20 protein-coding genes are annotated in these 22,809 nt (G+C 71.7%); 6 read left to right on the forward strand and 14 right to left on the reverse strand.

Going from position 1 to position 22,809, the window contains the following annotated elements; all coding sequences use genetic code 11:
* Nucleotides 1–21 precede the first annotated feature (21 nt).
* On the forward strand, nucleotides 22–3,330 hold the full coding sequence (locus GLX30_RS25280) for a CHAT domain-containing protein (protein ID WP_159692633.1): 3,309 nt from the start codon (nucleotides 22–24) through the stop codon (nucleotides 3,328–3,330).
* 94 nt (nucleotides 3,331–3,424) lie between these two features.
* Here the strand turns inward: GLX30_RS25280 and GLX30_RS25285 are convergent, their stop codons facing one another.
* Together GLX30_RS25285 and panB are read right to left on the reverse strand one after the other, a co-directional pair.
* Nucleotides 3,425–3,787, reverse strand: coding sequence for a cupin domain-containing protein (locus GLX30_RS25285; protein ID WP_159692635.1), 363 nt, complete (start codon nucleotides 3,785–3,787; stop codon nucleotides 3,425–3,427).
* A 132-nt stretch (nucleotides 3,788–3,919) separates the two neighbouring features.
* A complete protein-coding gene (gene panB / locus GLX30_RS25290; protein ID WP_159692637.1) occupies nucleotides 3,920–4,780 on the reverse strand; it encodes a 3-methyl-2-oxobutanoate hydroxymethyltransferase in 861 nt (286 codons plus the stop codon).
* 364 nt (nucleotides 4,781–5,144) lie between these two features.
* Here panB and GLX30_RS25295 point away from each other — a divergent pair, with 364 nt between their 5' ends.
* Complete coding sequence (locus tag GLX30_RS25295; RefSeq protein WP_159692639.1) at nucleotides 5,145–6,176, forward strand: endonuclease/exonuclease/phosphatase family protein; 1,032 nt, start codon at nucleotides 5,145–5,147, stop codon at nucleotides 6,174–6,176.
* Nucleotides 6,177–6,350: 174 nt separating this feature from the next.
* Entirely contained in the window at nucleotides 6,351–7,580 is a 1,230-nt protein-coding gene (locus tag GLX30_RS25300; protein ID WP_159692641.1) for an MFS transporter, read from the forward strand.
* Here the strand turns inward: GLX30_RS25300 and GLX30_RS25305 are convergent.
* The 8 genes from GLX30_RS25305 to GLX30_RS25340 form a co-directional block, all read right to left on the reverse strand.
* Entirely contained in the window at nucleotides 7,549–9,306 is a 1,758-nt protein-coding gene (locus GLX30_RS25305) for an NAD+ synthase (protein ID WP_167306863.1), read from the reverse strand. The genes GLX30_RS25300 and GLX30_RS25305 overlap by 32 nt on opposite strands.
* A gap of 114 nt (nucleotides 9,307–9,420) precedes the next feature.
* Complete coding sequence (locus GLX30_RS25310; RefSeq protein WP_159692645.1) at nucleotides 9,421–9,876, reverse strand: CBS domain-containing protein; 456 nt, start codon at nucleotides 9,874–9,876, stop codon at nucleotides 9,421–9,423.
* 192 nt (nucleotides 9,877–10,068) lie between these two features.
* The gene (locus GLX30_RS25315) at nucleotides 10,069–10,728 is read right to left on the reverse strand and encodes a DUF305 domain-containing protein (RefSeq protein ID WP_159692647.1); all 660 of its coding nucleotides are present in this window, start codon (nucleotides 10,726–10,728) and stop codon (nucleotides 10,069–10,071) included.
* A 5-nt stretch (nucleotides 10,729–10,733) separates the two neighbouring features.
* The gene (locus GLX30_RS25320; RefSeq protein ID WP_159692649.1) at nucleotides 10,734–11,381 is read right to left on the reverse strand and encodes a DUF3105 domain-containing protein; all 648 of its coding nucleotides are present in this window, start codon (nucleotides 11,379–11,381) and stop codon (nucleotides 10,734–10,736) included.
* A 70-nt stretch (nucleotides 11,382–11,451) separates the two neighbouring features.
* The gene (locus GLX30_RS25325) at nucleotides 11,452–11,868 is read right to left on the reverse strand and encodes a hypothetical protein (protein WP_159692651.1); all 417 of its coding nucleotides are present in this window, start codon (nucleotides 11,866–11,868) and stop codon (nucleotides 11,452–11,454) included.
* A gap of 150 nt (nucleotides 11,869–12,018) precedes the next feature.
* Entirely contained in the window at nucleotides 12,019–14,133 is a 2,115-nt protein-coding gene (locus tag GLX30_RS25330) for an MMPL family transporter (protein WP_159692653.1), read from the reverse strand.
* Between the two features lie 169 nt (nucleotides 14,134–14,302).
* Nucleotides 14,303–14,557, reverse strand: a complete 255-nt coding sequence (locus GLX30_RS25335; protein ID WP_159692655.1) for a hypothetical protein — start codon at nucleotides 14,555–14,557, stop codon at nucleotides 14,303–14,305.
* Nucleotides 14,554–14,946 (reverse strand): winged helix-turn-helix domain-containing protein, encoded by a 393-nt coding sequence (locus tag GLX30_RS25340; protein ID WP_159692657.1) that lies wholly within the window; start codon nucleotides 14,944–14,946, stop codon nucleotides 14,554–14,556. Before GLX30_RS25340 ends, GLX30_RS25335 begins: the two co-directional genes overlap by 4 nt.
* 223 nt (nucleotides 14,947–15,169) lie before the next feature.
* Between GLX30_RS25340 and GLX30_RS25345 the strand changes: the two genes are divergently transcribed.
* Complete coding sequence (locus GLX30_RS25345) at nucleotides 15,170–16,531, forward strand: glutamine synthetase family protein (RefSeq protein ID WP_159692659.1); 1,362 nt, start codon at nucleotides 15,170–15,172, stop codon at nucleotides 16,529–16,531.
* Between the two features lie 270 nt (nucleotides 16,532–16,801).
* Nucleotides 16,802–17,008 (forward strand): antitoxin, encoded by a 207-nt coding sequence (locus tag GLX30_RS25350; protein WP_159692661.1) that lies wholly within the window; start codon nucleotides 16,802–16,804, stop codon nucleotides 17,006–17,008.
* Nucleotides 17,009–17,076: 68 nt separating this feature from the next.
* Here the strand turns inward: GLX30_RS25350 and GLX30_RS25355 are convergent, their stop codons facing one another.
* The 3 genes from GLX30_RS25355 to GLX30_RS25360 all read right to left on the reverse strand — a co-directional run bounded on the left by GLX30_RS25355 (nucleotide 17,077) and on the right by GLX30_RS25360 (nucleotide 18,451).
* The gene (locus tag GLX30_RS25355; protein WP_159692663.1) at nucleotides 17,077–17,754 is read right to left on the reverse strand and encodes a class I SAM-dependent methyltransferase; all 678 of its coding nucleotides are present in this window, start codon (nucleotides 17,752–17,754) and stop codon (nucleotides 17,077–17,079) included.
* On the reverse strand, nucleotides 17,751–17,885 hold the full coding sequence (locus GLX30_RS35930; RefSeq protein ID WP_279632607.1) for a hypothetical protein: 135 nt from the start codon (nucleotides 17,883–17,885) through the stop codon (nucleotides 17,751–17,753). The genes GLX30_RS25355 and GLX30_RS35930 overlap by 4 nt, the downstream gene beginning before the upstream one ends.
* Before the next feature lie 134 nt (nucleotides 17,886–18,019).
* A complete protein-coding gene (locus GLX30_RS25360; protein WP_159692665.1) occupies nucleotides 18,020–18,451 on the reverse strand; it encodes a VOC family protein in 432 nt (143 codons plus the stop codon).
* Nucleotides 18,452–18,859: 408 nt separating this feature from the next.
* Here GLX30_RS25360 and GLX30_RS25365 point away from each other — a divergent pair, with 408 nt between their 5' ends.
* Nucleotides 18,860–21,847, forward strand: coding sequence for a bifunctional [glutamine synthetase] adenylyltransferase/[glutamine synthetase]-adenylyl-L-tyrosine phosphorylase (locus tag GLX30_RS25365; RefSeq protein ID WP_159692667.1), 2,988 nt, complete (start codon nucleotides 18,860–18,862; stop codon nucleotides 21,845–21,847).
* A gap of 55 nt (nucleotides 21,848–21,902) precedes the next feature.
* Here the strand turns inward: GLX30_RS25365 and GLX30_RS25370 are convergent, their stop codons facing one another.
* Nucleotides 21,903–22,796, reverse strand: a complete 894-nt coding sequence (locus tag GLX30_RS25370) for a phosphatase PAP2 family protein (protein ID WP_159692669.1) — start codon at nucleotides 22,794–22,796, stop codon at nucleotides 21,903–21,905.
* Nucleotides 22,797–22,809: the final 13 nt, after the last annotated feature.

A 22,809-nucleotide genomic window follows, 5' to 3' on the forward strand; every position in this document is an offset into this window, starting at 1 on the left:
CACTCGCGGCAAGGGGGGCTCATGGCGGTCGGCAGCGGTGGGGGCAACGTCGGGGGCGACGGCTCGGGGGAGGACCGTGGGCGGCAACTGCTGTTGAACGGGATCGAGTTGGACCGCCACGGTCGTACCGAGGAGGCGGAGAGGCTCTTCAGGGAAGCCGCTGAGGAGTACGGCGACTTCAACGGGATGTACAACCTGGCACTGCTCGCGGAGCGGACCGGTCGGATCCACATGGCCCGTCTCTGGTACACCGAGGCGTTCCGCCACGGGCATCCTGAGGCCGCCAACAACCTGGGCGTACTGCTGCACAACCAGGAGGACCCGGACGCGGTCCAGTGGTTCCGGATCGCCGCCGCCACGGGCCATCCCCACGCCGCCGCCAACCTCCAGAGGCTGAGGGCCGCTCGCGCCGGTCCTTCGGTGGACCCGGAGACGGCGCCGGTGGTGAAGTACCTGAAGGCGGAGGCGGCGTTCAAGCGGTTCGAGGAGACGGGCGACGACGCGGCCCTCGTCGCGGCCGTCAACATCACCCGGGACGGGGTGCGCCTGGCGCCCGAGGGGCATCCGGCACGGGCGACGCTGCTGGGCGCCTTACGGGGAGTCCTGCGCCACCGATACGACCTGCGCGGTCACACCGCCGACCTGCGCGAGGCCGTCACCGTGGTGCAGGAGGAGCTGTCGGCCCGGCCCCCGGACGATCCGGGGCGCACGGACGCCGCACGGGCTGCCGTCGCGCTGCTCCGCGACCTGTCCCAGGTCCTCGGCGACGTGGGTCCGGTGCGTCAAGCCGTGGACATCGGCAGGCAGGCGCTGACGCGGCCGGGCGGCGACGAGGGATCACGGGCCCACCTCGAGGCGAGTCTCTGCGGCGCCCTGACATCGCTGGCCGTCCAGAACCCGGACACCGGTGCAGGGCCGACAGCGGGCACCGGCGGTACGGACGCGGAGGCCGTGGTCGACGGGTACCTGGACGAGGCCGTCGCGCTGGGGCGCGCGGCCGTCGGGCGCCTGCCCGCGGACGACGCGGTGTCACGCACCAATCTCGGTGCGGCGCTGCACCTGCGGGGCTCGCGCAGGAGTTCGCCGGACGACCTGGACGAGGCCGTCGCCCTGCTGCGCGCGGCGGCACGCTCCGCGGACAACCCAAGGCACGGCGCGGACGCCGCCACCAACCTCGCGTCGGCGCTGCGCAGCCGGGCCTCCCTCACGCGCCGGTCGCAGGACCGGCGCGAGGCCGAGGAGGTGGCGGAAGAGGCGCGGACCGTCCTTCGGGAGGCGCCCGCGGACCATCCGCGGACGCTGATGCACTCCCTGTTCGCGGCCGGTCGCTCCGCCTCGTCGGACGAAGCCCGTCGCGCGCTGGCCGCCGTGCCCCGCTCGCACGCCCTGCGACCGAAGCTGCTGTTGCTGCTGGCCACGGCACTCGAGGAGGAGGGTGACCGGGACGCCGCGGTCGTCGCGGCCCGGGAGGCGGCGGCCACCGCGGTGAGCAGGGAGAGCACGGTCGAGGCGCAGCGGCTCCTCGGATCGCTGCTGCTGCGTCCGCGTGACGGGACCGGGCCGGGCCGGGCCGAGGTGGAAGAGGCCGTGAATGCCTTCACCGCGGCGGTCGCGGCATGTGAGACGACGGACGTGGACCGCGCCGAAGTGCTGATCGGTCTGAGCGTGGCGCTCGTGAACCGTTTCCTGCACGCACCGGACGGCCCCGACCGCGACGCGGCGCTGACGGTGCTCCGGGAGGCGGCGCACGCCGTCGGCTCCTCCCCCCAGGACCGTCTGTCCGCCACCCGGATGTGGGCGGGCCTGGCCCATGAGGCCGGCGACACAGCCGACGCCCTGGTGGGGGCGCGCGTCGCGGTCTCCCTGCTGCGGGACGTCGGCTGGACCGGTCTCGAGCGGGCCGACCAGGAACAGGGTCTGCGCGGCGGGGCGGCGATGCCGAGGGAGGCGGCGGCCCTGGCGATCATCGAGGGCCGGCCGGAGCTGGCGGTGGAACTCCTGGAACAGGGGCGTTCGGTGCTGTGGCGTTCCACCCTGCACCTGCGCGACGACCTGGCCTCCCTCGCGGCGCGGGAGCCGTCCCTCGCGGCGGAGTTCGAGGAGATCCGCTCCGCACTGGACGGTGCCGGCAGGGTCGATCCGGAGACCCGGATGCGTCTGGCCCGCCGCTGGACACGACTGCGCGACCGGGTCAGGAGCCTGCCGGGCTTCGAGCGCTTCCTGGCCCCGCCCGCGTTCGGCGAACTCGCTCCCGCGGCGGCGGAGGGCCCCGTGGTCATCGTCAACATCAGCGCCGTGCGCTGCGACGCGCTCCTCGTGCTGCCGGGCGGGCAGGTCGACGTCGTACCGCTGCCCGACGTCGACTTCCGCGCCATGGACCGGGTCTGCAACACCTACCTCGAGCACCTGGGCGACGCGCTGGCACCCGGTGCCACGGGCCGGGTCCGGCAACGGGCGCGGCACACCGTCCACGACACCCTGGAATGGCTGTGGGAGAGGATCGCCCGGCCCGTGCTGGACCGGCTGGAGCTTCCGTACAGGTCAGAGGCGCCGCCGCGGATCTGGTGGTGTCCCACGGCCTCCCTGGTGTCGCTGCCGCTGCACGCGGCGGGGCGTTACCCGCGCACCGGCGCCGACCGGACCGAGCCGGTCGGGCTGCCGTTCGCGGTGGTGTCGTCCTACACCTCGACCCTTGCCGCACTCGTCGACGCAAGGCGGCGCCCGGCGGCCGGCGATCCCCGGCTGCTGGCCGTGGCGCTGTCCGACACGAAGCGGGGCCACGCGCCCCTGCCGGGGGTGCCAGAGGAGCTGCGAGGGCTGCGCGAGGTGTTCGGCCTGGGGCGGCTGAGCACCCTGGCCGACGGCGCGGCCACCGTCGCGGCGGTACGGGAGCAGCTGCCCGGACACCCGTGGGCGCACTTCGCCTGCCACGGCAGGCTGGACATGAACGCACCCGCCACGTCGGGCCTGTGCCTGCGTGACGGTGACATGAACGTGCTCGACTTCGCGGAGCTCCGACTGAACGGTGCGGACCTGGCGTTCCTCTCCGCCTGCCACACCCGGCTGGGCGGCGGGCAGCCGGACGAGGCCATCCACACAGCTGCGGCACTGCGCATGGCGGGCTTCCGCCATGTCGTCTCCACCATGTGGTCCGTCCAGGACCGGGTCGCGCCCGCCGTCGCCGCCGCGTTCTACCGCAACCTCGGCGCCTCCGGCGGCCTCTGCTCGGCCGGTGCCGCCGTGGCCCTGCACCGTGCCGTCGCGGAGCTGCGCGACGCCGACCTCACGAACCCGATGCTCTGGGCCCCCTTCACGCACGACGGTCCGTAGCGGAGGCGTTCCCGCGCGGGGCAGGCCGCCGGAGCTGCCGGCGGCCTGTGGCTCTTGCGGGGCCTGTCGTGCTTGCGCGGAGAGGGGAGAGCGGTCAGGACTTCGCGTAGTCGCCGAAGCCGACCCAGTCGAGCACTACGCAGGGCTCGTCGCCGACGACCCAGGCGTCGTGCCCCGGTGCGATGGACATGAGGTCGCCGGGTCCGAACTCGCCGGTCTCGCCGCCGTCCATGACGACCTTCATACGTCCGCTGACCGTGTAGCCGACATGTGCGGCCTGACAGCTGTCCGTACCCGCCATCGGCTTGATGTGGGTGGACCAGCGCCAGCCCGGCTCGAACACGGCACGGCCGACCGGCCCGTGCTCCGTGTTGATGACGTCGAGCTTGCCCTTCCCGTCCTTGAACGCACGTGTCTCGTCGGCCGAGTCGAAGTTCCTGCTCGTGATCGCGGCCATGATCCCGCCTCCTGGCGGTGTGGGTGGGTCCCCGAGGCCATCTCTCACACTACGCCGACAGCCCGCCGACGGGGGAAGATCGGCGGGCTGTCGTCTGTGCCGGGAGTGGCTCTTCGCGGCTGTGGGCATGGGTCAGTGGAAGCTGTGCTCCTCCGCGGGGAACGCGCCGCCCGCGACGTCGTCGGCGAAGGCCCTCGCCGCGTCGCCGAGGGTCTGGCGGAGGTTGGCGTACTGCTTGGTGAAGCGCGGCACCTTGCCGCCCGTCAGACCGGCCATGTCGGTCCACACCAGGACCTGGGCGTCGGTGTCGGGGCCGGCGCCGATGCCGATGGTGGGGATGTGCAGGGAGCGGGTGACCTCGGCGGCGAGCTCGGCCGGGACCAGCTCGAGCACCACGGCGAACGCGCCCGCGTCCTGGGCTGCCTTGGCGTCACGGATCAGCTTGTGGGCGGCCTCGTCGCTGCGGCCCTGCACCCGGTAGCCCATGGTGTTCACGGACTGCGGGGTGAGCCCCAGGTGCGACATGACGGGGATGCCGGACTGCACGATCAGCTCGGTCTGGGCCAGGGACCGCTCGCCGCCCTCCAGCTTGACCGCGTTGACGCCTGCCTCCTTGACCAGCCGGGTCGCGTTGCGGAGGGCCTGGACCGGCCCTTCCTGGTACGCGCCGAAGGGCAGGTCACCGACGACGAGGGCGCGCTTGGTGCCCCGTACGACGGCGGCGGACAGCAGGGTCATCTCGTCCATCGTGACGGGCACGGTGGTCTCGTAGCCGAGGTGGCAGTTGCCCATCGAGTCGCCCACCAGGACCACCGGGATCCCGGCCTCGTCGAAGACGGACGCCGTCATGGCGTCGTAGGCGGTGAGCATGGGCCACTTCTCGCCGCGCTCCTTGGCGGCGGCGATGTCATGCACGGTGATGCGGCGCGACTGCTTGCCGCCGTACAGCGCCTTGCTGCTGTCGGTGGCCTTCTGGGCAGGCTGAAGCGTCATGAGTATTCGGCTCCTTCGTCATCTCGAGGCGCCCTGACGGCGTCCCCGGATCGCCTCCCATGGTGGCACTTCATGCCACCCGGGGGAAAGAGGACCTCCTCACACGTCGCGCCGACTTCGGGACACGCCAGCCGGGGGCCGCCTTCGGGACACGCCCGCCGGGGTGTGATCCGTGACGCACCGAGTGTGCCCGTTCTGTCACAGCCTCCGTGGCACGCCCGGCGGCAGGAACCCGGCGTGCGTCCACATCGTCATCGAGTCAGAACAGCCGTCCGCGGACGGCGGGACGACCACCCGTCATCGCCTAGGGTCCTAAGGACGGCGGCGAGGCCGGGCGTGACAGCAAGGCAGTGAGGACAGCTCTATGGCGCAGGCGTACACGGCGGACACGGAGAACGGCACGGCCCGGACGCGGCCCACCGGGTCCTTTGCCGACAGACTCCGGGGGGTGCCCGAGCGGTGGCGCGGTGACCGCGGGATCTGGCGGCGCGGCGTCGTCCTCGCCGTCTGTGCCGTCCTGATCGCCCTGCTGATGATCCTGCACGCCCATGTCCCCAACCGGATCGGCAACCTCGGCAGCCTGACGGAGACCTTCCTGCCGTGGTTCGGCGTGTTCGTCCCACTGATCGCCGTCGCGGCGGTGCTGCGCCGCTCCGCCACCGCGCTGATCGCCGTACTGCTGCCGCTGGTCGTGTGGCTCAACCTCTTCGGCGGGCTGCTGGGCACGTCCGCGGCCACCGGCGGCGATCTGACGATCGCCACGCACAACGTGAACGCGGACAACCCGGACCCCACGGGCACCGCGGAGGACGTCGCCGCGTCCGGGGCCGACGTCCTCGCGCTGCAGGAACTGCCGACGGGGCAGGTCTCGGCGTACGAGAAGGCCCTGTCCGCCACGTATCCGCACCACGCGGTGGAGGGCACCGTGGGGCTGTGGAGCAAGTACCCGCTGACCGACACCTCGCCCGTCGACATCCGGATGGGCTGGACCCGGGCGATGCGCGCCACGGTGGCGACGCCCGGCGGTGAGGTCGCGGTGTACGTCGCGCACATGCCGTCCGTCCGCGTGAAGCTCCACGCGGGCTTCACCGCCAACCAGCGGGACAACAGCGCCGACGCGCTGGGCGAGGCCATCGCCCGCGAGCGGCTGGACCGGGTCGTCCTGCTCGGCGACCTCAACGGCACGATGAACGACCGCTCGCTGAACGCCGTCACGTCCCAGATGCGCTCCGCGCAGGGCGCGGCGGGCGACGGCTTCGGCTTCAGCTGGCCCGCGGCGTTCCCGATGGCGCGGATCGACCAGATCATGGTGCGCGGCGTGGAGCCGGTGTCGTCGTGGACGCTGCCGCGGACGAACAGCGACCATCTGCCGATCGCGGCCCGCGTGGATCTGTGACCTCGGTCCCACCGCGGCCCGTCCTGTGACCGCGCCCGGCCCGTGGGGGCCGGGCGCGGCCGTCTGCCCGGGTTCGGGGGGAACGCCGGCGCTACCCGCCGTTCACCGTGCGGAACAAAACATCTGAGAGCATTTGTTCCGAGAACGAACTTACTCGGAAAGGCTCACCCTCCCATGCCCTTGGCGCTCCTCGCCCTCGCCGTGTCCGCCTTCGGTATCGGAACCACCGAATTCGTGATGATGGGCCTGCTGCCCAACGTCGCGGAGGACCTGGGCACCTCCGTGCCCACCGCGGGCCATCTCGTCTCCGCCTACGCCATCGGCGTCGTCATCGGCGCGCCGCTGCTCACCGGCCTCGGCTCCCGCGTCCCGCGCAAGCGGATGCTGCTGCTCCTGATGGCGCTGTTCACCGTCGGCAACCTGGCCTCCGCCCTCGCGCCCGGCTTCGGCACCCTGCTCGCGGGACGCGTGCTCGCCGGACTTCCGCACGGCGCGTTCTTCGGCGTCGGCGCCGTCGTCGCGGCGCGCCTCGTACGGGAACACCGGCAGGCGCGTGCCGTCGCCACCATGTTCCTCGGACTCACCGTGGCCAACATCGTCGGCGTCCCCGCCGCGACCGCGCTCGGCCAGCAGCTCGGCTGGCGTGCGACGTTCCTCGTCGTGACCGCCATCGGCCTCGTCGCCATGGCCGCCCTGGCCCGCCTCGTGCCCGGCATGCCCCTCGACGCCCACCAGGGCATCGGCCGCGAACTGCGCGCACTCGGCGACCGGCAGGTGGTGCTCGGCCTGCTGACCGCCGTCTTCGGCTTCGCCGGAGTGTTCGCCGTGTACTCCTACCTCGCCTCGATGACGACCGGGGCGATCGGCCTGGGGGAGTCGTCCGTCACTCTCGTCCTCGCCCTGTTCGGCATCGGCATGACGCTCGGCGCGCTCGCCGCCGGCCCCCTCACCGACCGCGCGCTGCGGCCGACGCTCTACGGCTCCCTGGCCGCGCTCGCGCTGGTCCTGGCCGCCTTCCCGTTCACCGTCCACGTCCCGTGGCTCGCCCTGACGACCGTCGTCGTCCTCGGCGCGGTCGGCTTCCTGACCACCACGCCGCTGCAGATGCTGGTGATGCGCAAGGCCAAGGACGCCCCCACCCTCGCCTCCGCCTCGAACCACTCCGCCTTCAACCTCGCCAACGCCGGCGGCGCCTGGCTCGGCGGCGCGGCCATCGCGGCGGGCTGGGGCTGGACGTCCCCGGCGTTCGTCGGCGCGGTCCTCGCCGTCGTGGGCCTGGCGATCGCCGCCGTGGCCGGACTGCTCGACAGGGACAGCGACGGAAAGGGGGCCTCCCGCGTGATCGCGGGAAGCCCCCTCGCACCGGAGCCGATCAGTTCGTCGCCTCGCGCCAGCGGTTCGTGATCGGCAGCCGCCGGTCCTTGCCGAAGCCCTTCGCCGAGATCTTGGTGCCCGGCGGGTACTGGCGCCGCTTGTACTCCGCCATGTCCACCATCCGCAGCGTCTTCGTCACCAGCGCCTCGTCGAAGCCGGCCGCCACGATCGCGTCCTTGCCCTGGTCGCGGTCGACGTACAGCTCGAGGAGCCGGTCCAACACGTCGTAGTCCGGCAGCGAGTCGGTGTCCACCTGCCCCGGGCGCAGCTCGGCGCTCGGCGGCTTGGTGATCGACGCCTCCGGGATCGGCGGGGTCTGGCCCCGCTCCGCCGCGGCCCGGTTGCGCCACTTGGCGAGCCGGAACACGGTCGTCTTGTACACGTCCTTGATGGGCCCGTACGCGCCGACCGAGTCGCCGTAGAGCGTCGAGTACCCCACCGCCAGCTCGGACTTGTTGCCCGGCGCGAGGACGATGTGGCCCTCCTGGTTGGAGATCGCCATCAGCATCGTGCCGCGCAGCCGCGACTGGAGGTTCTCCTCCGCGAGCCCGGTGAGACCCAGCGACCCCATGTAGGCGTCGAACATCGGCTCGATCGGTACGGTGCGGAAGTTCAGCCCCGTCCGCCGCGCCAGTTCGGCCGCGTCACCCTTGGAGTGGTCCGAGCTGTACTTCGAGGGCATGGAGACGCCGTACACGTTCTGCGCGCCGAGCGCGTCGCAGGCGATCGCGGCGACAAGGGCGGAGTCGATGCCTCCGGACAGGCCGATCAGGACGGACCTGAACCCGTTCTTGGCGGCGTAGGCGCGCAAACCGACCACCAGCGCCGAGTACACCTCCTCGTCGTCGTCGAGCCGGTCGGCGTAACCGCCCGTCAGCTCGGCCTCGTACGCGGGCAGCGGCTCGTCCGACAGCACGACGCGGTCGATGCGCAGCCCGTCGTCCACGACGCCCTCGGGCGCTTCGGCGGCCGCCGCGGGCAGCTCGAGATCCAGTACGACGCTGCCCTCGGCGAACTGCGGCGCTCGCGCGACGACTTCGCCGTCCGCGCCGACGACGATCGAGTCGCCGTCGAAGACCAGCTCGTCCTGCCCGCCGATCATCGCCAGGTACGCCGTGGTGCAGCCGGCCTCCTGGGCGCGCTTGCGCACCAGCTCGAGGCGGGTGTCGTCCTTCTCGCGCTCGTACGGCGAGGCGTTGATCGAGATCAGCAGTCCGGCCTTCGCGCTGCGGGCGGCGGGTACCCGGCCGCCGTCCTGCCAGAGGTCCTCGCAGATCGCGAGCGCCACGTCGATGCCGTGGACCCGGATCACGGGCATGGTGTCGCCCGGCACGAAGTAGCGGAACTCGTCGAAGACGCCGTAGTTGGGAAGGTGGTGCTTGGCGAAGCTGAGCGCCACCTCACCGCGGTGCAGCACGGCGGCGGCGTTACGCGGAGACCCGGCGGGCTGACCGAACCGGGGCCGGCCCGTCTCCGAACGGTCCAGGTAACCGACGATCACCGGGAGTTCGCCGAACCCCTCGGAGTCCAGGCGCCCGGCGAGCGCGCGCAGCGTGGTACGGGACGCTTCGACGAAGGACGACCGCAGCGCGAGGTCCTCGACGGGGTAGCCGGTCAGCACCATCTCGGGGAAGGCGACGAGATGCGCCCCCTGCTCGGCGGCGTGCCGGGTCCAGTGCACGATCGCCTCGGCGTTGCCGGCGAGGTCACCGACGGTCGAGTCGATCTGATTCAGAGCGAGGCGTAGTTGAGGCACGGGCCCAGTGTAATCGTCTTTCTGACGCGATGTCCTTCGGGGTGATGCGCGGCACATCACCGGACGGCCCGGAGAAGGGGGCGGGCGCCACCGGCCCCGCCCCCGGCAGGACCGTCAGGTCATGGCGCCGGCGCTCTTCAGGCGCTCCGTGCCGCTCTCCGCGTAGACGCGCTCCGCCCAGCCGGCGATCTGGTCCTCGCTCAGGTGCTGCGCCAGATCCGCCTCGCTGATCATCCCGACCAGCCGCTTGTTCTCGATCACCGGCAGCCGCCGGATCTGGTGGCCCTGCATCTCCCGCAGCACCGCCGCCACGTCCGCGCCGGCGTCGATCCAGCGCGGGGTGCCCTTGGCCATCTCGCCCGCCGTGACCTTGGCCGGGTCATGGCCCATCGCGACGCAGCCGACGACGATGTCGCGGTCGGTGAGAATGCCGCACAGCCGCTCGTCGGCGTCGGCGATCGGCAGGGCGCCGACGTTCAGGTCCCGCATCAGCTGCGCCGCCCGGTCGAGGGTCTCGTGCGAGGGGATCCACCGGGCCCCCGGGTGCATGATGTCCTTCGCAGTGGTCATGGGGTCGTGCCTCCTGGATGCCGTACCGGCCCCGAGCCACCTCATTCTCATGGCCCCGTACGGCGTACGCGACCGCAGCCGCCCGGACCTCCCGGCCCACCGGCTGCTCGCACCCCGGCGACCACGGGGGAACGCGCACGGCCCCGTCCCGGAGAGGTCCGGGACAGGGCCGTGGGCGAACGGCGGCGCGTATCAGGTGCGCGGCTCCGCGCCGCGGCGGTGCAGCAGGTCGACCATCAGCTCGACCTCCGACGCCTGCGCGTCCACCATGCCCTGCGCGAGGTCGCGCTCCACCGTGACCGCGCACTGCTCGACGCAGCCCTTGGCCATGGCGATCCCGCCGTTGTGGTGGATGATCATCAGCTGCAGGTAGAGGACCTCCGCCTCCTTGCCGCTGAGCCGTCCCAGCCGCTCGAGGTCCGCCCTGCTCGCCATGCCGGGCATCAGCGAACCGTCCTCGGCCCGGTGACCGCCGCCGTGAGCGCCGTGGCCGGAGCCCCCCGCGGCCATCCACTCCATCGGCTCGGCGTCCGCGTCCACCTTCGGCAGACCCCACAGGTCCAGCCAGCCCAGCATCATGCCGCGCTGGTTGGCCTGGGTGTTGGCGATGTCGTACGCGAGCCTGCGCACTTCCTCGTCCTTCGTCCGGTCACGGACGACGAACGACATCTCCACCGCCTGCTGGTGGTGGACGGACATGTCACGGGCGAAACCGGCGTCCGCGGACGCCCCCGTCGGCGTACGGTCCGCGGGGGCGGATCCGCCGCTCCCCGCGGAGGCGACCGTGGCCGCCCCGGCGAAGAGCAGCGCGAGGACCACCGCGGTGACGGCCGCCCAGTGCGTACGCGTCATGACCGTCACTTGCCGCTCAGTCCGCCCGTGCAGGCCGCGCCCGGCTCGGGCGTCTGCGGGCCCTGCACGTACTTGGTGAAGAACTGGCTGACCCGCTTGTCGTCCGCGGAGTCGACGGTCACCTGCTTGCCCCAGGCGCTCAGCATGATCGCGCCCTGCTGGTCCTTGTACGGGCTCATCAGCGTGTACGGCGTCTTCTTGACCTTCTCGGCCAGCTTGTCCACGTCACCCTTGGCGGCCTTGTCGCTGTACGTCACCCACACCGCGCCGTGCTCCAGCGAGTGGACGGCGTTGACCTCGGGGATCGCCTCCTTGTAGACGTCGCCGTTGCAGTTCATCCACACCTGGCTGTGGTCGCCGCCGACCGGCGGCTTCATCTCGTAGGAGACGGCCGTCTCGACGTGGTTCCGGCCGAGCTTCTTCGCGTCCCAGGACTTCTCCTCCTTGACCGGGGCCTTCGCCTCGGCCACGCGCTGCTCCTTCTCCTCGGACTCCTTGTTGAGGACGAAGACACCGAAGCCGACGAGGCCGGCGACGACGACGGCGCTGATGCCGATGGTGAGGACGCGGTTGCGGCGCTCACGGGACTGCTCGGCCCGGCGCATCTGCTCTATCCGGGCCCGGCGGTCGTTGGTGGTGTTACGGGAAGCCATGGTGGCGGTGTCCTTCGTGAAGTCTGCGGAATGGGGGTTCAGCGATGCGTGCGAGGTCGTACGGGCGCTGTCACGTCCGCAGCACCTGAAGGACGTGCAGGTCCGGGGCGCGGGCGAGCACTCCGGAACGGCCTCGGCCGCCGGCGTCGGCGGCGGGCCCGGGGTGCGGGAGCGCGGCGCCCGCCTCCAGCGGAGCGTCGAGCTGCGGAGGCGGCACCGTGAGCACCGCGGGGCTGAGCACCGGGAGCAGCCCGCAGCCGCCGTCGTCGTACGGGCAGCTGTACGCGGTCGCCGTCCGTGCCGGCGCCGTCCCTGCCTCCGCCGCTGCCGTCGCCCCCGGTCCATGGGCCCGGGGAGAGGGCTTGCCGTGGTGCGTACCGGCCGGGCCGAGGCAGATGAAGAGCGCGCCGAGGAGCGTCGCCACGGCGCTCAGCAGAGCCGTGGGACGCGCGGTGCGCGAGAGGCGGTCGGTCCGCGAACCCCCCATGGCCGCAGATCGTAGTGGGCGGACGCCACCGGCACCCCGGACGGGCGGCAATTAACGGCACCCGGCGACGGCGAGGGGCCCCGCCGCGATGCGACGGGGCCCCTCGAGGGACGTGCCTCGGACCTGGTACGGCGCGTCGGACCCGGCGCGTCAGACCCGTTCCGGCGCGCGCCCGGCCGGCGCGGGCCGTTCCGCGGCGGGCTCCGCCCGTGCCCCGGCCTTGAACAGCCGGCCCGGCCACCAGAACCAGCGGCCGAGGTCGAGGGCGAGCGCGGGCACCAGCACCGTACGGACCAGGAACGTGTCCAGCAGGACGCCGATGCCGACGATGGTGCCCATCTGCGCCATCGTCACCAGCGGCAGTCCGGCGAACACGGCGAACGTCGCGGCGAGCACCACGCCCGCACTGGTGATGACCCCGCCGGTGGTCGTCAGGCCCTCCAGCACACCGCGTGCAAGTCCGAGCCGCTCCGACTCCTCCCTGACGCGGTGCATCAGGAAGATGTTGTAGTCGATGCCGAGGGCGACGAGGAAGACGAAGCCCATCAGCGGGAGCGACCAGTCGACGCCGGCGAAGCCGAGGACGTGCTCGAACAGGAGGTTCGAGGCGCCGAGCGCCGCGAAGTACGACAGCACGACCGTCGCCAGCAGCAGCACCGGGGCGACGATCGCCCGCAGCAGCCACACCAGTACGAGCAGGACCACCAGCAGCACCACCGGGATCACGGTCCTCAGGTCACGGTCCGCGGCCCGCTGGGTGTCCAGGGTCTGCGCGGTCGTGCCGCCCACCAGGGCGTCGGCCCCCTCCACGTCGTCCACTGCCGAACGCAGCGCGTCGACGGTGTCCTTGGCCGCGTCGCTGTCCGGGGCGTCCTCCAGGACGACGGACAGCGTGGCGAGTTCGCCGTCGGGCGTGCGGTCACCCGCGTCGACCCGGGCGACGCCCGGCACCTCCGCGGCGGCCGCCTCGACGGCGCCGGCCTGCGCCGCGTTCGTGACGATCTTCGCGGGGTCGGAGGCGCCCGACGGGTAGTGGGCAGAGATCCGCTCCTGGGCGACGACCGACTCGGGCCTGTCCTGGAACATCTCCGCCTGGGTGAGCCCCATGTTGATGCCGAACGCGCTGAGCGCCAGCACGCCCGTGACGCCGACCGACATCAGCCACGACCGGCGCGGACGCCGGGCGACGGCCGCACCGGTACGGGACCACACGGTGACCGCCTTCCGTACGGGTGTGCCGTGACGCGGCACGAAGGGCCAGAACACCCAGCGGCCCGCGATCACCAGCAGCGCCGGAAGCACGGAGACCATCGCCAGGAAGCCGCAGACGACGCCGATCGCGCCGACCAGGCCCAGCGAGCGGGAGGAGTTGATGTCGGCCAGCGACAGGCAGGCCAGTCCGACGGCGATGGTGCCCGCGGAGGCGAGGATCGCCGGCCCCGAACGCCGCAGCGCGATCCGCATCGCCGCGTGCCGGTCCTCGTGGCGGTGCAGCTCCTCCCGGTAGCGGGCGATCAGCAGCAGCGCGTAGTCGGTGCCCACGCCGAAGACGAGGACCATCAGGATGCCGGCGCTCTGCGGGTCGACGGGCAGCCCCGCGTACTTCGCCAGCAGATAGGTGCTGACCTGCGTCAGGACGGCGGCGAAGCCGACCGCCAGCAGCGGGAACAGCCACAGCACCGGGCTGCGGTAGGTGATCAGCAGCAGCACGGCCACCACCAGGCCGGTGGCGATCATCAAGGTGGCGTCGAGCGTGTCGAAGACCGCGACCTGGTCCATCAGCGAGCCGGCCGGCCCGCCGACGGCGACGTCCAGGCCGGGCGGGGCGTTGGCGCCGGCGATGTTGCGGATCTCCTCGACCCGGTCGCCGAGTTCGTCTGACAGCGGTACGACCACCATCAGGGCCCTGCCGTCGTCGGACGGCAGCACGGGGGACTGCTGCCGGCCCTCGGCCACGTGCGGGGCGAACGCGCGGCGGTCCGACTCGGCCGCGGCGCGGTCACCGGCGCCGAGCGGCCGGTCGGCGCTGTACACGACGACGACGGGCATCACCTCGTCGGTGCGGAACCTCTCCAGCTCCGTGTTGAACGCGGCCGACTCGGCCCCCCGAGGGAGGAAGGCGTTCGGTCCGGTGTCCTCGACCTCGCCGAGTTTTCCGGCGAGCGGGCCGAGGGCCACGGCGACGACGAGCCAGCCGAGCAGGACGAGCCATTTGGTGCGTCGGCCGCCGGGCGCCGAGGCCAGGCGCTTGAGCAGCGCTTTCATGAGTAGTCTCCTGAGTGTGGAGTGCGGGACGCACGGAGCCCGCGCCGCGGCGTGACGGGTTTGCAGACCTGCCGTGGCCTGGGGGAAGTGCCTGGGACTTGTGCTTCACGGGTACGGCCGGGAGTTGCAGCTCCTGGCCGTACCGCCTTCGCGACCTGTGCGCGCGGTCCTACTCGATCTCGCGCATCATCTTCTCCATCGAGGAGAGCGAGACGCGGGTCTGCGTCAGTTCGTCGAGCGTGCGCCGGTGCAGTTCGGTGCTGTCCTCCAGCAACTGCGCGTACTTCTCCGCGAGTTTGCGGTACTCGGTGTTCCGGGTCGCCAGCACGCGGGCCCGCCGGGTCGCGGCGACCTGCCAGACGATGACGATGCACAGCAGGAACACCCCGGCGGCACCGACCGCTCCCACGACGTCGCCGTTCATTTCGCCGTCTCCTTCATCGTGTTCTTCTCCGTGTCCTTGCCCTTGTCGTCCTTGACCTCGTCGGTGAGCGTCCGCGCAGCCCTCGCGACGACCTCGGGGGTCAGCGCGTAGCAGAACGGTGTCAGCTCGAAGAACTTCATCGCCTTGCCTCCCTCGGACAGCTCAAGCTCCCCCCGGACCAGTCCCGCCGCCTCCAGCCGCTGCAGATGCATGTGCAGCAGAGGGCGTCCGATGGCCAACTCGCGGGCGAGCCGGCTCACGTAGTCGCGGCCGTCCGAGAGGGCGGCGACGATGCGCATACGGTGCGGATTGCCCAGGGCGGTGAGGACCTTCAGCAGCGCGTCGCCCGTGAGCTCCGGTCCCTGGTCCGGGGCCGGGTTCTCGCTCATCGCGCCCCCTTCGCTCGTATGTGTCAGTTCAAACTGACACTCCACCCGGACATGTGTCAAAGAAACCTGACACATGTCCGGGTGGAGTGAGGGGGCCTCAGGGTCGTCTCGGGGTAGGCCCTGACCCACAATGGGCACAGCCGCGTGCGCAACCTCCCCGAAACCCGCGGATGGGATGCTCCAGGGAGCAGGCACGCGCCGTGACGGGCAAGGATGGGTGGAAATGGACAAGCAGCAGGAATTCGTGCTCCGCACGCTCGAGGAGCGCGACATCCGCTTCGTACGCCTGTGGTTCACCGATGTGCTCGGCTTCCTGAAGTCGGTCGCCGTGGCACCCGCCGAGCTGGAACAGGCCTTCGACGAGGGGATCGGCTTCGACGGCTCCGCGATCGAGGGTTTCGCGCGGGTGTACGAGTCCGACATGATCGCGAAGCCGGATCCCGGGACCTTCCAGATCCTTCCCTGGCGCGCGGAGGCGCCGGGCACGGCCCGGATGTTCTGCGACATCCTGATGCCCGACGGCTCGCCGTCCTTCGCGGACCCCCGCTTCGTGCTCAAGAGGATCCTCGCCAAGACCTCGGACCTGGGTTTCACCTTCTACACCCACCCCGAGATCGAGTTCTTCCTGCTCAAGGACAAGCCCGTCGACGGCAGCCGCCCCACACCCGCCGACAGCTCCGGCTACTTCGACCACACCCCGCAGAACGTGGGCATGGACTTCCGCCGTCAGGCGATCACCATGCTGGAGTCCATGGGCATCTCGGTGGAGTTCAGCCACCACGAGGGCGCGCCCGGCCAGCAGGAGATCGACCTGCGCTACGCGGACGCGCTGTCCACGGCGGACAACATCATGACGTTCCGCCTGGTCATGAAGCAGGTGGCGCTCGAGCAGGGCGTGCAGGCCACCTTCATGCCGAAGCCCTTCTCGGAGTACCCGGGCTCCGGCATGCACACCCACCTCTCACTCTTCGAGGGTGACCGCAACGCCTTCTACGAGTCCGGCGCCGAGTACCAGCTCTCCAAGGTGGGCCGCTCCTTCATCGCCGGCCTGCTGCGGCACGCCGCCGAGATCTCGGCCGTCACCAACCAGTGGGTCAACTCCTACAAGCGGATCTGGGGCGGCTCCGCCCGCAGCGCCGGCGCGGGCGGCGAGGCCCCCTCGTACATCTGCTGGGGCCACAACAACCGCTCGGCCCTGATCCGAGTCCCGATGTACAAGCCGGGGAAGACCGGCTCCGCCCGCATCGAGGTCCGCTCCCTGGACTCCGGCGCGAACCCGTACCTCTCCTACGCCGTCCTGCTCGCCGCCGGCCTCAAGGGCATCGAGGAGGGCTACGAGCTCCCCGCGGGCGCGGACGACGACGTCTGGGCCCTCTCCGACGCGGAACGCCGCGCGATGGGCATCGCCCCGCTGCCGCAGAACCTGGGCGAGGCGATCGACCTGATGGAACGCAGCGAGCTGGTGGCGGAGACGCTGGGCGAGCACGTCTTCGACTTCTTCCTGCGCAACAAGAAGCAGGAGTGGGAGGAGTACCGCAGCGAGGTCACCGCGTTCGAGCTGCGGAAGTCGCTGCCGGTGCTGTAACCGCAGACAGGAGCGCATCGCGCCTTGCCGATCCTTCGGGCCGACGGTCGTGGACCGTCGGCCCGAAGGCGTGCCCGGGCCGTCCCTGGGCCGTCTGATCGTCCGGGCGTCGCCTGGTGCGGCCGACGCGGCCTCGAAGGCCCTCCGGCGCGGTCGGACATCGGGTCCGCGGCAAAAAGCCCTACTTCCGACCACCTGTGCGGATGCGAAACTCGCCCGGTGCGGTGACCCTGGAGTCACGGGGGACCCTGCGTCGAGGAGGAAAACCCCATGTCCATGATGGACAAGCTCAAGAACATGCTCAAAGGTCATCCCGAGCAGACGGACCGGGGCATCGACAAGGCCGGTGACTACGTGGACGGCAGGACCCAGGGCAAGCACAGCCGCCACGTCGACACGGCACAGGACAAGCTGAGGGACCAGTACGGATCCGGTGGCGCCGGTGGGACGGAACGCCCCGACGAACCGCCCCGGTGACCTCACCCGCGTGAACGTACCGGCCCGGGCCGATGGGGCAGCGCCCACCGGCCCGGGCCGCTCTGCGTCTATCCCCCGACCGCCCCGACCGGCTTGCGGGCCAGCAGATGTGCCTGGGGCGTCTTCTCGTCCGGCTCCGCCTCACGCACCATGGTCGCCCGCACTTCGAAGCCCACCTTCCGCAACTGCTCCGTGACCAGATCCGGCCGCATCCGGCGGAAGTCGAGCGACACGCTGTGACCGAAGGCCTCCGTGTAGCTCGAGACGTCCTCCCCGACCTGGAAGGCCAGCGCCAGGTGCCCGCCGGGCGCCAGGAGCCGGTAGAACTCCGCGAGCACGCCCGGAACCTCGGCGGTCGGTATGTGGATCAGCGAGTACCAGGCGACGATCCCGCGCAGCGACCCGTCCGCGAAGCCGCCGAGCTCCGTCATCGACCCCTCGTCGAACCGCAGCCCGGGAAACGTGCGCCGGGCGAGCGCGACCATGGAGGGGGAGAGGTCGACGCCCCTGATGTCCGTCCCGAGCCGGTCGAGATACGCCGTCACCCGCCCCGGCCCGGACCCGAACTCCACGACGGGGCCGCCGCCGTCCTTCGCCACGGTCCGGGCGAAGGCGGTCAGCATGGCCAGGGTGAGCGGCTTGCCCTCCGGCTCGCTCTTGAACGTCTCCGCGTAGTCGGCGGCGATCGCGTTGTACGAGTCGCGGGTGTCCCGCAGGAACGAGGGTTCTTCGCGAGGCGTCGTCATACGGATTCGAACAACGGCCTGGCGGCGGCCCGGTGCATGATCCGGCCGACGAAGCCGGGTTCCGACGTGGTAGGGCCGAACTCCGCGCGCAGGGCGGTGAGATCGGCGGAAGACGCGTGATCGTTGTCCATGTCGGCCATGGATATCAGACGCGTCCGACAACGACGCCGGTCGCTCAGCGCTCGGCGCCTACGAGAAGAAGGCCGCCCGGGCCACCCGTTGCGGCGGGCCGGGGTCGAGCCCCCGCCCGCCGCCAGGGGTTTCGTCAGCGCTTCGACAGCGGCGACGGGGCCTCCTGGACGCACCAGCTGTTGCCGTCCGGGTCCTTGAAGAACATGAACGAGTTCCACTCCTCGCCCGCGCCCTCCTCCCAGCCCGTCGCGCCGACGTGCTGGACCGACGTCACCGGCACCCCGCGCGACATCAGCTCGGCGTGGGCCTTCGCGATGTCCGTGACGCAGAGCTGGAGGCCGTGGAGCGTGCCGGGTGACATCGTGGGCTGGTCGGGATGCGCGGGCATGCCGCTCAGCAGGGCGATGGAACAGCGCGACCCCGGCGGGGTCAGCTGGACGATCCGCATGCCGGGGGCGACCTCGGAGTCGAGGTCGACCTTGAAGCCGCAGGCTTCTGCGTAGAAGGTCTTCGAGCGGTCCAGGTCCGTGACCGGGACGGGGACGACTTCCAGGGTCATTTCCACGGGTGGATTCCTTTCAACGGGCCACGTCGGTGGTGAATTGCCGGCGGTCTGTCCGAACAAGGCGCCCTTCGCCGAGCCGAAGGCCGTTCGTGGCGCACCCCCGGAATACCAGTGCCGCGCCCACCTCGGGCGCGAACACGCCGTCGGTGGCCGAACGCCCGGTACGGGCCGTACCTTTCCACAGCGAGCGCCGCCCCGCGCGCGATCCTTGGATGCCGGTCACCAGGACCGCCCCGCCCCCGGGGCCGTGCCGGTGTCCCTGCTCGTGCGAACCGGCGTCGCCGATGCGGCGACCGCCGTCCCGGCGGACAGGCCGGGACGGCGGGAACCGCGTGGTCGCCGGGCCCCCCGCGCACGCCTGCGGTTACGCTCGAGCGCACACGGCGGCACGGCAGGACGGAAACCAAGATGACGGTTCCGGGGCGCAGGAGCAGCACCTTCACCCGGCTGCTGAGGCACGGCTTCACCGACCCCTCCGCAGCCTCACGCCTCCTCGAGCTCCCCGACATGGCGTCGGTACGCAGCGATCCCGTGCTCCTCGACGCCCTCGGCGCCACCGCCGACCCCGATCTGGCCCTGCGCTCCCTCGTCCGCCTCGCCGAAGCGCACGAACCGGACGAACGGCGCCGGTTCCTCGACAACCTGATCACCGCGAAGCCGCTGCGTGACCGGCTCCTCGGCGTTCTCGGGGCGTCCGAGGCGCTCGGCGACCACCTCGCCCGCCACCCCCGCGACTGGCACGCACTCGCCACCTACGAGTCGGCCGATCTGCACCCGGGCGTCGCCGACTTCGAACGCGGACTCGCCGACGCCACCGACGCCGTGTCCCTGCGCGTCTCCTACCGCCGCTGCCTGCTGGCCATAGCCGCACGCGACGTGTGCGGCACCACGGACGTGGCGGAGGCCGCCGCCGAACTCGCCGACCTCGCCACCGCCACCCTGCGCGCCGCCCTGGGCATCGCCCGCGCCGCCGCGCCCGACGACGCGGCAGCCTGCCGGCTCGCCGTCATCGCCATGGGCAAGTGCGGCGGCCACGAGCTCAACTACGTCTCCGACGTCGACGTCATCTTCGTCGCAGAGCCCACCAACGGCACGGAAGAGGCCAAGGCACTCCAGGCCGCGACCCGGCTCGCCTCCCACCTCATGCGGATCTGCTCCGAGACCACCGTCGAAGGCACCATCTGGCCGGTCGACGCCAACCTGCGGCCCGAGGGACGCAACGGCCCCCTGGTCCGCACCCTGTCCAGCCACGTCGCCTACTACCAGCGCTGGGCCAAGACCTGGGAGTTCCAGGCGCTCCTCAAGGCCCGGCCGGTCGCCGGTGACCTGGCGCTGGGCGAGGCGTACACAGAGGCGGTCGCCCCACTGGTCTGGCAGGCCGCAGAACGCGAGAACTTCGTCGCCGACGTGCAGAAGATGCGCCGCCGCGTCGTCGACAACATCCCCGCCGCCGAGATCGAGCGTGAACTCAAACTCGGCCCCGGCGGCCTGCGCGACGTCGAATTCGCCGTACAGCTCCTGCAACTCGTCCACGGCCGCAGCGACGCCACCCTGCACAGCGGCACCACGCTCGAAGCCCTCCAGGCCCTCGCCGCCGGCGGGTACGTCGGGCGGGCCGACGCCGCCCAGCTCGACGAGGCGTACCGCTTCCTGCGCGCCATGGAACACCGCATCCAGCTCCACAAGCTGCGGCGCACCCACCTCGTGCCCGAGCAGGAGGCCGACCTGCGGCGCCTCGCCCGCTCCCTCGGCCTGCGCACCGATCCCGTCACCACCCTCAACCGCGAGTGGAAACGCCACGCGTCCGTCGTACGCCGGCTGCACGAGAAGATCTTCTACCGGCCGCTGCTCGACGCCGTCGCCCAGCTGACCCCCGGCGAGACCCGCCTCAGCCCCAAGGCCGCCGGCCAGCGTCTCGAAGCCCTCGGCTACGCCGACCCCGCCGCCGCGATGCGCCACCTCGAGGCCCTCGCCTCCGGAGTGAGCCGCAAGGCCGCCATCCAGCGCACCCTGCTGCCCGTACTGCTCGGCTGGTTCGCCGACTCCGCCGACCCGGACGCCGGACTGCTCGGCTTCCGCAAGGTCTCCGACGCGCTCGGCAAGACTCCCTGGTACCTGCGGCTGCTGCGCGACGAGGGCGCCGCCGCGGAAAACCTCGCCCGCGTCCTGTCCGCCGGCCGCCTCGCTCCCGACCTGTTGCTGCGCGCACCCGAGGCCGTCGCCATCCTCGGCGACCCCGAAGGCCTGCGACCACGCGGCCGGGACCACCTCGAACAGGAGGTCCTCGCCGCCGTCGGCCGTGCCGACTCCGCGGAGGCGGCGGTCGCCGCGGCCCGAGGGGTGCGCCGCCGCGAACTGTTCCGTACGGCCGCGGCCGACATCATCGGCTCCTACGGCACCGAGGAGAGCCCCGCGGAGGCCGACGCCGGCACGCTCGTCGACCAGGTCGGCGACGCGATCACCGAACTGACCGCCGCCACCGTGGCGGGCGCGCTGCGCGCCGCCGTACGCGACACCTGGGGCGATACCCTGCCCACGCGCTTCGCCGTCATCGGAGTGGGCCGCTTCGGCGGCCACGAGCTCGGCTACGGCTCCGACGCGGACGTGCTCTTCGTCCACCGGCCCCGCGAGGGCGTCGACGAACAGGAAGCCGCACGGGCCGCCAACGGCGTCGTCTCCGAGATGCGCCGGCTGCTGCAACTGCCGACCGCGGACCCGCCGCTGCTGATCGACGCCGACCTGCGGCCCGAGGGCAAGAGCGGGCCCCTCGTGCGCACGCTCGGCTCCTACGGGGCCTACTACCGCCGCTGGTCCCTCGTCTGGGAGAGCCAGGCCCTGCTGCGTGCCCGGCCCATGGCCGGCGACACCGAGCTCGCCGAGGCGTTCATCGAACTCGTCGACCCGCTGCGCTACCCCCGCCAGGGCCTCGACGACGAAGCGGTGCGCGAGATCCGCCGGCTCAAGGCGCGCATGGAGTCCGAACGTCTGCCGAGGGGCGCCGATCCGACCCTGCACACCAAGCTGGGCAGGGGCGGGCTGAGCGACGTCGAATGGACGGTCCAGCTGTTGCAGATGCGGCACGGCTGGGAGGTGCCGGGCCTGCGCACCACCCGCACCCGCGAGGCCCTGCGGGCTGCCCACGCCGCCGGCCTCGTCTCCGCGGACGACGCCCGCACCCTGGACGAGGCCTGGGTCCTCGCGACCCGCGTCCGCAACGGCGTCATGCTCGTCCGCGGCCGCGCGGGGGACACGTTCCCGTCCGACGCGCGCGAGCTGGCGGCCGTGGGGCGGTACCTGGGGTACGGGCCGGGGCACGTGGGCGACATGCTGGACGACTACCGCCGGGTGACGCGGAGGGCGCGTGGCGTGATGGAGACGGTCTTCTACGACGCGTAGCCCCGGGGCGGGGAGGACGAGCCCGCCGAAGGAGCGGTCCGCGCCGGCCGCAGGGTCAGGTGCGGGCCGCAGGCAGGAAGCGGCGGACGCCGCCCGCCCCCCGGTCGCGGGGCACTTCGGCCACCAGCTGCGGAAGCTGGTGCGGCAGCGCCCGGTACCACGCGTACGACACCGCGAAGCCGAACATCAGGCACAGCACGCCGCCCACCGCGTCCAGCCAGAAGTGGTTCGCCGTGGCGACGATGACGACCAGCGTCAGGGTCGGGTAGAGCACGCCGAGGATCTTCGCCCACGGCGCCGTCGCCAGCGCGAAGATGATGACTCCGGACCACACCGACCAGCCGATGTGCATGGACGGCATCGCCGCGTACTGGTTCGACATGTTCTTGAGGTTGCCGGAGGCCATCGAGCCCCAGGTGTCGTGGACCAGGACGGTGTCGATGAAGGCCTGGCCGTTCATCAACCGGGGCGGTGCGAGCGGGTACAGGTAGTAGCCGACCAGAGCCACACCCGTGGTGGCGAAAAGGACGAGCCGTGCGGCAGCGTAACGGCCCGGATGCACACGGTAGAGCCAGACGAGCACACCGATGGTGACGACGAAGTGCAGGGTGGCGTAGTAATAATTCATCGACACGATGAGCCATGTCACCGAGTTCACCGCATGGTTGACGGACTCCTCGACCGCTATGCCCAGGGTCTGTTCCAGCTGCCAGATCCAGTCCGCGTTGCGCATGGCCTGGCTCTTCTGCTCGGGCACAGCGTTGCGGATCAGTGAGTACGTCCAGTAACTCACCGCGATCAGCATGACTTCGAACCAGATGCTGGGGCGTGCGGGCGTCCTGGGCGACCGCGGCCGGGAACGTGCAGGCGACTCGGCGGCCTCGTCCTCCACGATGGGTGACGGGGTCGCCGCCCGGCCTTCCAGAGTCTTCACGGTCGCTTCACCCATGAGAGAGGAGTCT

The sequence above is a fragment of the Streptomyces sp. Tu 2975 genome (genome assembly GCF_009832925.1).
GTDB lineage: Bacteria > Actinomycetota > Actinomycetes > Streptomycetales > Streptomycetaceae > Streptomyces.

What these genes read in the sequence shown, in the direction of transcription:
- GLX30_RS25280 (WP_159692633.1), top strand. Translation starts at nt 22, where the DNA reads ATGGCGGTCGGCAGCGGTGGGGGCAACGTCGGGGGCGACGGCTCGGGG.
- GLX30_RS25285 (WP_159692635.1), bottom strand. Translation starts at nt 3,787, where the DNA reads ATGGCCGCGATCACGAGCAGGAACTTCGACTCGGCCGACGAGACACGT.
- panB (WP_159692637.1), bottom strand. Translation starts at nt 4,780, where the DNA reads ATGACGCTTCAGCCTGCCCAGAAGGCCACCGACAGCAGCAAGGCGCTG.
- GLX30_RS25295 (WP_159692639.1), top strand. Translation starts at nt 5,145, where the DNA reads ATGGCGCAGGCGTACACGGCGGACACGGAGAACGGCACGGCCCGGACG.
- GLX30_RS25300 (WP_159692641.1), top strand. Translation starts at nt 6,351, where the DNA reads ATGCCCTTGGCGCTCCTCGCCCTCGCCGTGTCCGCCTTCGGTATCGGA.
- GLX30_RS25310 (WP_159692645.1), bottom strand. Translation starts at nt 9,876, where the DNA reads ATGACCACTGCGAAGGACATCATGCACCCGGGGGCCCGGTGGATCCCC.
- GLX30_RS25315 (WP_159692647.1), bottom strand. Translation starts at nt 10,728, where the DNA reads ATGACGCGTACGCACTGGGCGGCCGTCACCGCGGTGGTCCTCGCGCTG.
- GLX30_RS25320 (WP_159692649.1), bottom strand. Translation starts at nt 11,381, where the DNA reads ATGGCTTCCCGTAACACCACCAACGACCGCCGGGCCCGGATAGAGCAG.
- GLX30_RS25325 (WP_159692651.1), bottom strand. Translation starts at nt 11,868, where the DNA reads ATGGGGGGTTCGCGGACCGACCGCCTCTCGCGCACCGCGCGTCCCACG.
- GLX30_RS25330 (WP_159692653.1), bottom strand. Translation starts at nt 14,133, where the DNA reads ATGAAAGCGCTGCTCAAGCGCCTGGCCTCGGCGCCCGGCGGCCGACGC.
- GLX30_RS25335 (WP_159692655.1), bottom strand. Translation starts at nt 14,557, where the DNA reads ATGAACGGCGACGTCGTGGGAGCGGTCGGTGCCGCCGGGGTGTTCCTG.
- GLX30_RS25340 (WP_159692657.1), bottom strand. Translation starts at nt 14,946, where the DNA reads ATGAGCGAGAACCCGGCCCCGGACCAGGGACCGGAGCTCACGGGCGAC.
- GLX30_RS25345 (WP_159692659.1), top strand. Translation starts at nt 15,170, where the DNA reads ATGGACAAGCAGCAGGAATTCGTGCTCCGCACGCTCGAGGAGCGCGAC.
- GLX30_RS25350 (WP_159692661.1), top strand. Translation starts at nt 16,802, where the DNA reads ATGTCCATGATGGACAAGCTCAAGAACATGCTCAAAGGTCATCCCGAG.
- GLX30_RS25355 (WP_159692663.1), bottom strand. Translation starts at nt 17,754, where the DNA reads ATGACGACGCCTCGCGAAGAACCCTCGTTCCTGCGGGACACCCGCGAC.
- GLX30_RS35930 (WP_279632607.1), bottom strand. Translation starts at nt 17,885, where the DNA reads ATGGACAACGATCACGCGTCTTCCGCCGATCTCACCGCCCTGCGCGCG.
- GLX30_RS25365 (WP_159692667.1), top strand. Translation starts at nt 18,860, where the DNA reads ATGACGGTTCCGGGGCGCAGGAGCAGCACCTTCACCCGGCTGCTGAGG.
- GLX30_RS25370 (WP_159692669.1), bottom strand. Translation starts at nt 22,796, where the DNA reads ATGGGTGAAGCGACCGTGAAGACTCTGGAAGGCCGGGCGGCGACCCCG.